The organism is Streptomyces sp. NPDC017940, from assembly GCF_044328435.1.
Classification (GTDB): domain Bacteria; phylum Actinomycetota; class Actinomycetes; order Streptomycetales; family Streptomycetaceae; genus Streptomyces.
The window spans coordinates 1-11,870 of sequence record NZ_JBIRHJ010000019.1 but is presented as its reverse complement, the minus strand read 5'-3'; the positions used below and the strand labels follow the sequence as shown (position 1 = coordinate 11,870).

Below are 11,870 nucleotides of genomic sequence, written 5' to 3'. Positions count from 1 at the left end.
GGGCAAACGGGCCGAGGGCAAGGGGCACAACCAGGCGCTGCTGGCACTTGCCCGACGCCGGGCCAATGTCCTGTGGGCCATAGTCCGTGACTGAGCGGGCTACCAAGCCACTCCACCGGTCACGGCGTCGGCTCGACAACGACATTGGGAAGTCTCCTACGGTTCGGGGGTGGTCGAACTTGCGGAGCACTCGCCCGGCGTCGGCGTGTCGTGGGCGAACCCAGCTGTACCGTGCGGCGCTCCTATCACCAGCAGCGGTAGTTAGCCGACGTTCTTCTTCAGAGGGCAGGGCTGCAGCGTACCGGCGCCCCGGCATAGTTTGAGGACGTCCATCGCGATGTGTGTCCCGTGTTCTCCCAGTCCACGCCGGTAGTGGGCGAGGATGTCCATTTCGCGGGTGAAAACCGTACGCGGGCCCCCGGAACCGGTCCGTATCTTCTGGATAGCGGCGGATATTTCTGCCCGCCGGGTGAGTAACTTGATGATGTGTGTATCGAGGCTGTCGATCGTTGTACGGCTTTCTTCGATTTGTGTTGTGTGCTCGATGATTTCAGTCACGATAGTGTCTCCTCCGTGTCAGCGATCCCGTACTGGAGTTTGGTCATCCTGAGAGCGGCTTCCCGTATCCTTTCCTCCGGCGCGAGTAGACTCACGCGTGCATATCCTTCGCCGTGCTTGCCGAACCACTGTCCGGGTGCGACCGCCACATTGGCCCTCTCCAGTAATTCCTCGGAGAACGCTGCTGATCCCTGGCTGCCGGCTGGGATCGGCAGCCAGGCGAAGATCGAGCCAGGCGTGTCGAGGTGCCAGCCGGCCTCCCTTACTCCGGCTGTAAAGACGTCTCGCCTGCGTTCGTAGGTCTTCGTCAGCTGCTGAACGCTGTCCTGTGGTGCAGTGAGGGCGACGGCGGCGGCACGCTGGATGAACGGCGGGAGGGAGACGTAGTAGTGCTCCTGGATGAGGTTGATGGCAGCGATGATGTGGGAGTTCCCTACCGCGGCCCCTATCCGCCAGCCGGCCATGTTGAACATTTTCGAGAGCGAGATGAACTCCACCCCCACGTCCTTGGCGCCGTCCGTCTGGAGGAAGGAGGCCGGAGAGTGTCCGTCGAACCCCAGTGCTCCGTAGGCGAAGTCGGAGGCCACGATTACGCCATGTTCATCTGCGAACCGGACGGTATCCTGGTAGAAGCTCGGTGGGGCCGTCGCTGACGTCGGGTTGTTGGGGTAATTGAGAAACATCAGCTTGGCACGCTTGCGGATGGCAGGAGCGAGCCCGGCATACTCGGGCAAGTAGCTGTTGTCCCTGTGGAGCGGAAGCGAGTGCATGTGCGCCCTGGCGAGGACTACGCCGGCCCAATAGTCCGGGAATGCAGGGTCTGGCATCAGACACAGGTCACCCGGGTTCAGAAAACACTGGCTGATTTCCACCAGGCCGGCTTTCGCACCGAACAGGATGGCCACTTCCGTCTCCGGATCCAGATGGACGTCGTGGTGAGATGCGTACCACTGGGTCACTGCTCTTTTGAGTTCGGCCAGTCCGGAGAAGGCCGGGTAGCGGTGTGTGGCCGGGTCAAGTACCTCACGGCGTAACGCCTCGACGATGTGTGGTGGTGTTGGCAGGTCAGGATTGCCCTGGCACAGGTTGATGACGTCCGTGCCTGTCCTGAGGAGTTCGTTTACTCTGGCCGCTGTCGTTGCGAACGAGCTCCGTGGCAGATCCTGGAGCCGACGAGCAAACTCAGTCTTCATGGGTCAGCGCCTTCGCTTCGTCTTCTTGGACGGAGGGCGGTGTCGCGGGATGGATCCGCTTGCCTCGCACGTGCATCCAGGCACTCAGGCCAAACGCGATCAGTGTGATGGAGGCGCACGCCCAGCCCACGGCGGAAAAGCCATATGACGTGAACAAGGGAGCCAGCAAAGCGGTCCCCAGGGCCACGGCCAGGTTGGTCGCGAGGCTGTAAAAGGCAAGGACAGTTCCACGGTGGCGCTCTGAGCACTCGCTCAGCAGGGTGCTGAGCAGGGTCACGGCCAGGCTCTGCAGCACTCCCCACAGGAAGAGGCAGACCACGAGCAACACTGTCCACTCGGTTACCAGCGGAACGCCCGCCAGGGCCGGAACCAACCCCGCCAATGCTGCGGTGAGTACACGTTCCTTACCCAGTTTGTCGGCCCATCTGCCGGTGACGAAGCTCGTCGCGAACCCCAGTCCGTAGAGGAGGATCATGATGCCGGTCAAGGAACTCCGGGCGCCGAAGTGATCGCGGAATGCGGTGCCCAGGAAGGTGTACAGCCCGTACCAGCCGAGCATGACGAGGAAGGTCACCAGCACATACACCGCTACTTTCGGCGCCAGGAACGCTCGAGCCGCCGATCGTGTCCAGCCCTGTGCCGACTGCCCTGAGGCCTCCTCTGCGTGGGCGGGGCTCCGCCGGCCGTCGACTCGCAGCAACACGGCCAGTACCAGGGCCCCGAGGAAAGACAGAACCACGAACGTCCACCGCCAGCCCGCCCACTGCCCGATGAACGAGCCCATCGGCACGCCCAGCACGAGGGAGAGTGACCAGCTGGAGACGAGGATGCCCATGGCCTTGCCCCGGTGCTCATATGGGATCTGGTCACCGACGTAGGCATAGGCGGTCGGGACGAAGGCCCCCGTCGCCAGGCCCGCTAGAGCCCTGCCGGTGAAGAACATGCCCGTTCCCGCGGCGACGGCGCACACAACGGTTCCCAGGATGAACACGGTCATCCCGAGTGCCAGGCTCAAACGACGCGACACCCGGTCCCCGAGGGGAGCGAAGAGCAGTGCTCCAACCGCCGTACTGAGGCCGTAGATGCTGACCGAGAGTGCCATCACGCCCACCGACGCATCGAACGACTCGGCCATCGGCGCCAGCAGAGGTGAGACGACCAGCTCCTCGGAGCCGACCGCGAAAATCCCTGCCATCAGCGCGAGGACCGTCAGCACGGGGAACCCCTCCGGGCGTCCCTCCCTGCTCAACCGGTCTGACACTCCAGCCACCCTTCTTCTGTGCAGTTGCATCGACGGCTACGCACCCCAACGCCCTGAGGACGGTGGCCACCCCGCCCTCAGGGGGTGCGCGCTATCCCTAGATCCTTGCCGGGGTTGGGAGGCGTCTGGCCGCCGGGTTTCTGTTGTCAGGGCAATGGCGGGACAACTCTGCCGTTACACGCACGTCAGTTGTCCGCCATCGACTGAGATCTGTTGCCCTGTGAGGAAGGAAGACTCCTCCGATGCGAGAAAACCGATGACGGCGGCTACCTCAACGGCCTCGCCCGCCCTGTCCATCGGGATCGTCTTCCTCAACCGGTTCTCCGTCTCCTCACGCGATACCCCACTGGTGAGGCTCATATGCTCCACAGTTTGGTCGTAGCGTCGCGTCCGTATGGTTCCGGGGTGGATACAGTTGACGGTCACGTTGTTCCTGGCGTACTGGGACGCCAGGTATTTGCTTGCATTCGAGACGGCTGCGTTGACCAGACCGGAGAGGAACAACCCGGGGGAGGGTTCTTTCCCCGTGTTTCCGACGATGTTGACGATGCGTCCGAAACCTTCCCTGGCCATTATTGGAGCAACGGACTTGATCGTCGCCAAGTACGGCACGAGCTTCAGTTCCATAGCGGAACTCACGTCGCCGACGTGCAGGGTTTCGAAGGTGCCCGGAGGCGGTCCGGGGGCATTGTTGATCAGCACGTCGATTCTGCCGAACCAGCGATCGACACGGTCCACCAGCGCTGCACCGAAGGACGGCGAAGTGACATCCCCGGGGAGAACATACGCAGCTTCACCGCCGGGAGTCTCGTGAGCAACCTTCTCTAAGGCGTCCCGATCACGAGCGCATAAGACCGTCGCGTATCCCTTTTCCCGTAGGTGCAGTGCGGTTTCCTTCCCGATGCCATGACTGGCACCCAGAACAATCGCTACCCGCCTCACTGGGCTCCCTGCTCGGTTTCTGCCTGGGGGACTCGATGGTAGCGGGGCGGGATGAAAATGTTGAGGGAGCGCGCGATGCCGGCGTTGGGGTTCACCGCCCCGTGCCCCTCCTGGCTTCCGCAGAAATACGTGGAACCGAACTGGAGTTCATGATCCGCTTCCTCGACCGTCATGTCGTAGCGTCCGTCCAGGCAGATCCCGATCTGCTCATGGGAGTGCTTGTGGTAGGGCATCTCCCCTCCGCCGGGGATGTCAGCGATCATCAGCTCGATCCAGTCGGCCAGGAAGAACGTCACGTCCATCTTGACGAACTTGCGCGATTCGATCGGTTCGAGGAAGTAACCCTGCGGTGCAGGGTAGGACTCTCCCGGCCTATTGCGCCTTAGCTCGAGCAAGACGGTCTCCGCCGAGGACGGGTTGACGGCCGAGAGTGCGAGGCCGGGGGGAGCCACATATACGTCGTGCTCGGGTTCCATGACCTTCGTCACCTCTCCGACACTCATGGCGAGGCGACCGCGGACGACCATCCCGACCTGCGCCTGGTCGCTGGTCTGATCAGGCATGACGGCGTCCGGCGGAATGTACGAGACCCGCACCTCTGTGTCCTCGCGCCAGTAGGACTCCATGCGGACGCCGTTGTCATGGAGCACCGTGTCGGCACTCGGGAAGTAGAGTCGTTCCTGTACTTGCGTGGCCATTTCAGCCCTTCTTCCTTGAGAAGACGGTCCAGGTCATGGGAATGCGCGAGAACCTGTAGACGAACCGCAGGTTGTACTGCTCCGCTGCCTCCTCGTTCGTGATGGCGAGGTCATACCGCCCGTCGGCGACGTGGTCGGCTGCCTGACTCGTGGAGTCAACAGTCACAGTCTTCACGGGCCGGCCAAAGTGGTATCCCAGCAGAGGAACCGGCGCGGGATGGGAGACGACGGTCTCGCTGGCCAGCAGGTCTCGGCTGAAAGAGAAATTTTTCCGTGTCGCGAGGCCGTACTCGGGTGTGCACCCCCGGAAGACAGTCGCCGGCTCCAATTCGGGATGCATGTAAAAGGCGTTGATGTTGGAGTAGGCGTGTGCCACCAGGACAAGGTCGAACTGCTCCTCTATGAGAGCGTCCAGGCACTGCTCGTACGTGTCCTCCAGGACGATCCGGAAGCGCCCACGATCAGCAACAGAGCGTGACATCATCCCCGCAACGTACTCACTGCTGGTACCTGTAGGACCTAACGTCCCCAGAACGATCGGCTCTGCAGAATATCCCGACACGCGTTCGGCGAGTGCTCGCCTTTCCACATCAGGAATCTGAAGGATCTCCATACCTGCCCTCTCTGCTCCGGTGCACGTTTATAAGCTGTTCATCCCGTGGCCGTGAATGCCATCCAAGGCGCGTGCTTGTGGCGCTGCTGACAGGCAAGATCGCGAGACGCAGCGCGCCTTCGAGAGTCATGCTGTTGCCTGTGCCGCCGCCGGTCGTGCTTCGTGCGTAAGGGAGCAGAACCGCGTACAGAACTGCTCATCCAAGGGGCCGACGCCATGCCAACAAAAGGCCGACGTCATGCCAACAAGATATCCAGCTCACTCACACGACTGTCAAAGAGATACGCGTCTTTCTCGCCGGTGCTGCTTCCACGCGGCGACGTCGCGACGGACTGCGACATTCCGAATTGACGGCGGGCTGACGTGCCGAGATGTACTGAATAGATGGCAACGGAAAGTCAAGCAGTTTACTGCCGAAGATTGCGGGTACTTGTCACGTGCCGAGTACGCGTCGCAACCGCTCTACAGCTGTTTGCAGCAAAAATCTGTACGTACGGATGGCTGAATAGCGCAAATCTATGTTCTTTGACCTCGGCGTCACGACACCCGCGGCGTAACGGTCGGTCCCACGGTCTGCCGTCCCAGAGTCCGCCGTGCCGGACCTGGCGTGCGACCTGACGGGCGCATGCTGGCGGGCGCTGTCGGTGCCTGGAATCTCAACACTCAGGGGTATGTGCAGATGTGGCATCTGCCTGCCTTCGAGTCGGAGGCGACTATTGCCACCAGTCGGCGGCACATCCGCCCGATGGCTTTGGCCGGTTCACCGTCGCCGTCGGCTTCCGCCTGACGGCGGGCGAGCAGTGCAGTGTGCCGTTCACGGTGGCGCTGCTGTAGGAGACGTCGATCACGGAGCTGTACGGGCAGGCGCTGGGCATCGTGCTCGGGGTGCACACGGAGCCGGCGGTGGCTGGCGTAGGAACCGGTGATGCCTGCCCGCGAGGTGGGCGCGCTCGTGCGCGAACAGCGCCCGCCGCTCGCCCCCCTCCAGACATTCCAGCGGGTTCGGCAGACCGTCAGGGAGAACTCCGCGCGGCGCCGTTGCTGGACACGCAGGTGAGGTCGGCTGGCCCGGGACCTGGCCTGCGGCCTGGCCGAACTCGTCCATCCGCACGGCACGGTCGACGCCGCGGGCAGCGTCATGCACTACGTCAGTTCCGCCCGTCCATGGTGCGGACCCTAAGCAGAGACAATGTGGCGGAGGCCGTGCAGGGACCAGTTCGACCCGAGGAGCTCTTGGACACGGATGAACATTGCTCTGGCTGCCGGGCACTCCAGCGGTCTCCGGGGCCGCCGGAGCGTCCACCAGAGCGGGGCGTTGCGCCCCCGGGCACTCCTCGGCGCCAGACTTCCTCCCGAGCCTCAGCCAGACGAACGCGCCAGGGGAGGCTGGGACCCCTGTCCCTGTCGAGTTGTCGAGCTGTTCGCGCAGGATGTCGGCGTGTCCAGCGTGCCGACTGGTCTCGGTGAGCATGTGGATCAAGATGTTGAACAGCTTCACGTGGGGTGTGGCCACCAGGGGGCCAGGTTTGGCGCCGCCCAAGACATGGTCAGTTGCCCGGGTGAGAGCTTGCCCGGGCAGCCGTTTCATGTGGGGGCGTCGCCGCCGGTGTCGGGGCGCACGACGAGAAGCGAAACAGCGATCGCAGCGATGACCGCGGCGGCCCCGCATCCGCCGATGATCTGTGCGGTCAGCGGCAGGTGGTAGTCCTTGACCGCGGTTCCGGTGACGGCGAGTCCAGCGCGGGCGAGGGCGAGGAGCAGTCCGCCGAACCACCCCCGCGGGTGCGGGGAGCACATACGGGCTGGCGACGCGGGCGGCCCGATGCCACCCTCGGTCCGGAAACCGCACCGCACAGGAGGTACCGAGGCATGTCCGGAACCACATCCGCAGCCGCGTCCGTACTCACCATCGGGCTCGATCCCGCCCTCGTGGAGGACGCGGCCTCGTCGCGGGCGGCGTTCCCCGATCTCGACGTCGACGTGGTCCGGGCCGGGGTGGCCGCCGAGCGGGCCAGGCTCCAGGAGCTGGGCTTCACCGTCGACCTCTGCCTGCTCGACTACGGCCGCACGGCCGAGGCGGTCTACCGCGCCGCGCTGTCCGCGAAGGACTACGACCTGGTGGTGATAGGCGCCGGTATCCGGCTGGACCCGGCGCTGACCCCGCTCCTCGAAGTCCTGGTCGACGTCACCCGCGAACTGGCGCCCGCCGCGAAGCTCTGTTTCAACGTGAGCCCGACGACAACCGTCGAGGCCGTCCAGCGGTGGTGGCCGGACCGCAAGCCACTGGCCTGACAGGGCATCCGGAGGCGAGCGTCCGGAACCCCGTGCACAGCAGCCGCACGCTGCGCCGGAACTTCTCGTCCTGGCCGAGCCGGGGCATCTGCTTCATGATGAGGGGGAAGCGGGCGCGCAGCTCGGCGGGGACCTCGGCGGTGACGGGCGGGGTCGCGGCGCCCGGGGACTCCTTCTCCGGCTGCTCCTGGAGGACGAAGCCGGTGACGTGGCTGAGGAGGGTGTCGGCCGCGCCGCCCGCGCCGTCGACGGGGATGCCCGCCGACGAAGGCCGCGAGGAGCCGCTCCATCACGGAGAGGGCGCCCGTGCTGAGGGTTCCGGGGCTGTCGGCGAGGAGGAAGGCGCCGCCGGGGTGCCGCGTGGGGAAGTGGGCCGACCACTTCGACGACCGGTTCGGCACCGATGGCCACGGCGGCGCCCGGGCCCGCAGGGGCGGGCACGCCGCGTGTTCGTCCGCATCGACCGGGCCTGGCTCCTCGACCTGGCCCACCGCACCCTGCCCGATGACCCGGAAGTGACCGACTTCGGCAGTCTGCGGGCTGCCGTCGCCCGGCACGCCGACAAGGTGATGGACGTCTACGTCTACACCGAGGCGCACCACCGTGCTGCTGCCCTGACCCGCTAGTGCGCGTGCCCGCTCTGGAGGCACGCAACAAGCTGTTCGCCGCCGTTGTCGCCGCGGCCTGCCTGAGCGCGTCGGGTCTGTTCGTCACCGTCAGCGCCAAGTCGGCCGCCGACCTTTCCGAGCGCATCGACCGGGACGCCCTCGACGTGCGCAGTACCGCTGCGGGGATCCGCACCTGGATCCGGAACTGAAGAGAAGCATCACGGCGTACACGGCGAGCTCGCGCAAGCATCGACGGACCCGTCCTGATGCGCCATACCAGAGCTGAGGAGCAACCACCGGGTCCGCCACCGGCTTCAATGACGTCCCGTGCGACTGCGCTGACAGCCTCGGCGGGGTGCCCGTGTCCTGAGGTGCCGAAAGCAGACTGCTGCCATCATCCGCCATGGACAGCCGTCGTCTGCAGACTGGCGCTTGGCGTAGGGCTTGTTGTTGGCGGGAGACCTTACTTCTGGGGGTATCGGGGATCTCGTGCAGTGTCGATACGTTGACACGGTTGTCGATCTTGGGTGGTGGGGCGGGGAGGCGCGCGGGCGGGCTGGGGGAGCCCTGGGGGAGTACGCGCGGGCGGAATATGCCCCCACAGGTCAGACAATTCGCGTCGCGTATGCGCTCGCCTGGGGCCGTTTCTGACCGGTTCTCAAACGTGTGTACGCAGGTAAACGGCTGACCGTTGGTCAGTTCGTGGTTCACGGCGGCGGGTGCCTGTGCCCACGGCGCTACGTTCTGGCACCGGATGCGTGCGCTAGGTAGTACTGTCCGATTCCCGGCATCTCGCCGGGCGCGCAAAGACCCCGGCTGTGTGGTTGGTGGCCCTCGCCGGGGTCTTGTCGCAGCTGACGCCAGTCGGAAATTTTTGAACGAAGGAGTCTTCGTGCTTTCCTGTCGACGCCGGACTCGGGTTCCCGTACTCCGGAAACCGAGCCGCGAACGTATCATCCCTCTCCCCCCTGTGGCCCAAACCTTCGGGTGGGATGCCTCGGCTGTCATCGTGCGCGGGAGTCTTCCCGCTGGCGCTCTGGCGGTGCTCGCCGCGTCCGCGGGCAGCGTTTCTGTCCGCGTCCTGCCGCTCCTAGTCCTCTTTGTGACGGCCGCTCACGGATCTGCCCTGGTCCGTCAGCGCATCCGCCGCCACTGAGCCGGTCGGCTGCGTGGCGCGGACAAGGCTGTCCGCGCCACGCAGCCCGGACCCAGCCGATTCTGCATCTCCAGCCAGCGGGCACAGATACCCGCCAGGTACCCCCGAAAGAGGTCACCAGTGTCCACGCGTACCCGCACCCGGGCCCGCACAGCGAGCCGCCCTCCCTCCTCCCGCCCTGCGGCCGACACCACACGTGCCCGGCGGTGCACCGAGGCGATCCGCGACATCGCCGAGGACTTCACCGTGGCCTCCGAGAACCTGATGAACGACGCGTACGGGCCGGGCACGGCCGTCTCCAACCTGCTGCCCCACATCGTCACCCTGCACCGGCTCCTCGAGGAACTGACCGGTGCCACCGTGGTGCTGCAGCGCTCCCGCGGCGAATCACTGGACGAGGCCGCGTACTTCCTGGACCGCACAAAGGACCGCCTGCGCAAGAAGTACCCGCCGCACAGCATCGACGCCGCCCTGGCCGCCCGCACCCGCCCCCACCCCCGCCCCCACGACGGCGACCCCGCACCGGAATCGCCGCACCAGAAACGCCAGGACCTGCGCATGCCCCGCCAGCGTCTGGCCAGCGCCCTGACCCGCATGTCACGACAGAGCCGCCAGACCCAGCGGAAACTGGCCGCCCTCCTTGACGTCGACCCCTCCTACGTCTCTCGCATGCTCTCCGGGCACCGCGAGGTCTCCTGGCAGCACGCCAAGATCATCTGCGACGCCTGCGCGAAGAGCCCCGAACTGATCAAACCGCTCTGGGAAGCAGCATCCAGCGCCCCACTGCCGACCACCGACACCGTCCACTATCTGCGCACCTACCTGCGTGCCCTGCGCTACGCGGCCAACTACAGCGAGACGGACAACGGCAAGATCCTCGAATCCCCCCAGCTCCAGCACACCCTCACCACCGCGGACCTGCGCCAGGCATTCGACGGCCCCGGCGTGCCCCCCTGGCCGGCCATCCAGCAGATCGCCGCCGCCCTGCAGTCCCAGCCCGAGATCGCCCGCCGCCTGTGGCGCCTGGCGCACGCCGAAGCCGAAACCAGCACCCAGACCTGCGGAATCGACGCCTCAGCCTTCGGCTGACACCACCCCGGCCACCGCGAAGGAGGAGACCATGAAGCCCGCAACCGCACCCAGCGTGCTCTCCACCGCCTTCTACGCCTTCTACGACCTGCACCGCCCCACCTACCACGCCTACGCAGCCGCCCACCTCCCCCCGCACGAAGCCCTGATCACCGTCACCCACGTCTTCGAACTCATCGCGGCCACCTGGACCACCGTGGTCACCACACCACGCCCCTCCGCACGGGCCTGGGAAACACACACCCAGGCCATCGCACGGCGCACCGGCCGCACCCCCGCACCGGCCGAGGACACCCTGCTGCTTCATGACGTCCTGCGCCTGAGCATCGGCCAGATCGCCACCATCACCGGGACCGACGACGCCACCGTCGCAGCTTTGCTGGCTGCCGGCCGCCGGGCAAGGCGGTCCCTTCCCCCCTGCCGCACCGGCAGTGACCCCGACGGTGGGAGTGTTCGGCCACCAGGAGGCCGACGAACGGGCGCAGCAGAGCCCGCCGCAGCCGATGACGGCCACGGTTCGTCCTTACAGCGGTAGTTGCGCGAGGGGTCCGCGCACAGCTGCGCGGGGAGTGCTCCCGCGGCCATCAGCAGGGCCCCCGCGTTCCGGGGCTGCGGAGCCGATACCTCAATCGGCGGTCTGCGCGTTAAGTCGGGCTGACTGGAAGCAGCGACGAGCGGCAGAATCGGCCGCCTATAGCTGATTGTTTGCCATAGCAGTGGGTCAGCGAACCACCGCCCAGGCGGGGTGTTCGTCGCGCCGAAATTAGCAAAGGCTTTCAGTCAATCTTGGGTGGCCTCTCACGTGACCCGACGGTCAAGACCTCCAGGCCAGTCTGATGCCGGTCAGAAGCCGCCTTCCTGGAGTGAGGGTTCGCCTCAGCACAGAAGATCAGGGACTTGTCTGATTTCGGTTGGCATGTGCAGCAAATTCGGGGGAATGACAGGGCCTTCTGTGAAGGAGTCGTGGCAGCGTGTGCGCCTCCAGTGACCAACGGGGTCGCTGTGAGGTCTCTTCTCGTGGGGGGAAGACATGTCCAGACGTGCCTGGGGCACGCCCGTTCGGCGTGCCCGCAGATCTGCTCACAGATCACGTCTCGCCTTGGTAGCGGCGGTGGCGGCCCTCTCGCTCGCCGCGTCGGGAACAGCGGTGCTGGCTGCCCCGGCACCGCCGGACCCCGGGCCGTCATCCGTGTGGGGAAAACCCAGGGAACCCTTCACCGTCCCGCCGGTGAAGGTCGGTGAGACCAGGCCGGTGGCGCCGGTCGCCGAGGCGGAGCCCACGCGGGAGCAGGCGGCCTGGCGGGCCCAGCAGAAGGAACGGGCACGCACCGGCGAGACGACGGCGAAGGCGCCGCCCCGCGTCCGGGGTGAGGTGCCCGCCTACGTGCCCGAGGGCCAGGGCGCGCTCCCCTGGCACGAGATCTCCGACTTCCGCATCACCGACTCCCTCGTGGCGCGGA

Annotated in this window: 13 protein-coding genes and 2 pseudogenes; 7 read left to right on the top strand and 8 right to left on the bottom strand. The window is 65.9% G+C overall.

The window, feature by feature from the left end; all coding sequences use genetic code 11:
* Positions 1 to 261 precede the first annotated feature (261 nt).
* The 6 genes from ACH4DX_RS34875 to ACH4DX_RS34850 form a co-directional block, all read right to left on the bottom strand.
* Positions 262 to 558 carry a chorismate mutase gene (locus ACH4DX_RS34875; RefSeq protein ID WP_398158060.1) on the bottom strand — a complete coding sequence of 99 codons (297 nt, stop codon included), beginning with the start codon at positions 556 to 558 and terminating at the stop codon, positions 262 to 264.
* Complete coding sequence (locus ACH4DX_RS34870; RefSeq protein WP_398158059.1) at positions 555 to 1,751, bottom strand: aminotransferase class I/II-fold pyridoxal phosphate-dependent enzyme; 1,197 nt, start codon at positions 1,749 to 1,751, stop codon at positions 555 to 557. The genes ACH4DX_RS34875 and ACH4DX_RS34870 overlap by 4 nt, the downstream gene beginning before the upstream one ends.
* Complete coding sequence (locus tag ACH4DX_RS34865; protein WP_398158058.1) at positions 1,741 to 2,967, bottom strand: MFS transporter; 1,227 nt, start codon at positions 2,965 to 2,967, stop codon at positions 1,741 to 1,743. Before ACH4DX_RS34865 ends, ACH4DX_RS34870 begins: the two co-directional genes overlap by 11 nt.
* Before the next feature lie 219 nt (positions 2,968 to 3,186).
* Positions 3,187 to 3,954: an SDR family oxidoreductase gene (locus ACH4DX_RS34860; protein WP_398158057.1), complete on the bottom strand. Its 768-nt coding sequence runs from the start codon at positions 3,952 to 3,954 to the stop codon at positions 3,187 to 3,189.
* On the bottom strand, positions 3,951 to 4,652 hold the full coding sequence (locus ACH4DX_RS34855) for a cupin domain-containing protein (protein ID WP_398158056.1): 702 nt from the start codon (positions 4,650 to 4,652) through the stop codon (positions 3,951 to 3,953). Before ACH4DX_RS34855 ends, ACH4DX_RS34860 begins: the two co-directional genes overlap by 4 nt.
* 1 nt (position 4,653) lies before the next feature.
* Positions 4,654 to 5,265, bottom strand: coding sequence for a hypothetical protein (locus tag ACH4DX_RS34850; protein ID WP_398158055.1), 612 nt, complete (start codon positions 5,263 to 5,265; stop codon positions 4,654 to 4,656).
* A 750-nt stretch (positions 5,266 to 6,015) separates the two neighbouring features.
* On the opposite strand from ACH4DX_RS34850, the pseudogene ACH4DX_RS34845 reads away from it, so the two are divergent.
* Positions 6,016 to 6,177, top strand: a pseudogene (locus ACH4DX_RS34845) (sporulation protein); the annotation flags it as partial.
* A 487-nt stretch (positions 6,178 to 6,664) separates the two neighbouring features.
* Here ACH4DX_RS34845 and ACH4DX_RS34840 read toward each other — a convergent pair.
* A pseudogene (locus ACH4DX_RS34840) lies at positions 6,665 to 6,798 on the bottom strand (DUF664 domain-containing protein); the annotation flags it as partial.
* 51 nt (positions 6,799 to 6,849) lie between these two features.
* Positions 6,850 to 7,062: a hypothetical protein gene (locus ACH4DX_RS34835; protein WP_398158054.1), complete on the bottom strand. Its 213-nt coding sequence runs from the start codon at positions 7,060 to 7,062 to the stop codon at positions 6,850 to 6,852.
* A gap of 72 nt (positions 7,063 to 7,134) precedes the next feature.
* Here ACH4DX_RS34835 and ACH4DX_RS34830 point away from each other — a divergent pair, with 72 nt between their 5' ends.
* From ACH4DX_RS34830 to ACH4DX_RS34805, 6 genes are all read left to right on the top strand, one after another.
* Entirely contained in the window at positions 7,135 to 7,557 is a 423-nt protein-coding gene (locus tag ACH4DX_RS34830; RefSeq protein WP_398158053.1) for a hypothetical protein, read from the top strand.
* Between the two features lie 446 nt (positions 7,558 to 8,003).
* Complete coding sequence (locus tag ACH4DX_RS34825) at positions 8,004 to 8,183, top strand: hypothetical protein (RefSeq protein ID WP_398158052.1); 180 nt, start codon at positions 8,004 to 8,006, stop codon at positions 8,181 to 8,183.
* 5 nt (positions 8,184 to 8,188) lie between these two features.
* Positions 8,189 to 8,374 (top strand): hypothetical protein, encoded by a 186-nt coding sequence (locus tag ACH4DX_RS34820; protein ID WP_398158051.1) that lies wholly within the window; start codon positions 8,189 to 8,191, stop codon positions 8,372 to 8,374.
* Positions 8,375 to 9,441: 1,067 nt separating this feature from the next.
* Entirely contained in the window at positions 9,442 to 10,410 is a 969-nt protein-coding gene (locus ACH4DX_RS34815; protein ID WP_398158050.1) for a helix-turn-helix domain-containing protein, read from the top strand.
* Between the two features lie 31 nt (positions 10,411 to 10,441).
* On the top strand, positions 10,442 to 10,945 hold the full coding sequence (locus ACH4DX_RS34810) for a hypothetical protein (protein ID WP_398158049.1): 504 nt from the start codon (positions 10,442 to 10,444) through the stop codon (positions 10,943 to 10,945).
* Positions 10,946 to 11,638: 693 nt separating this feature from the next.
* On the top strand, positions 11,639 to 11,870 hold a 232-nt coding region (locus ACH4DX_RS34805), incomplete at its 3' end, for a hypothetical protein (protein ID WP_398158048.1).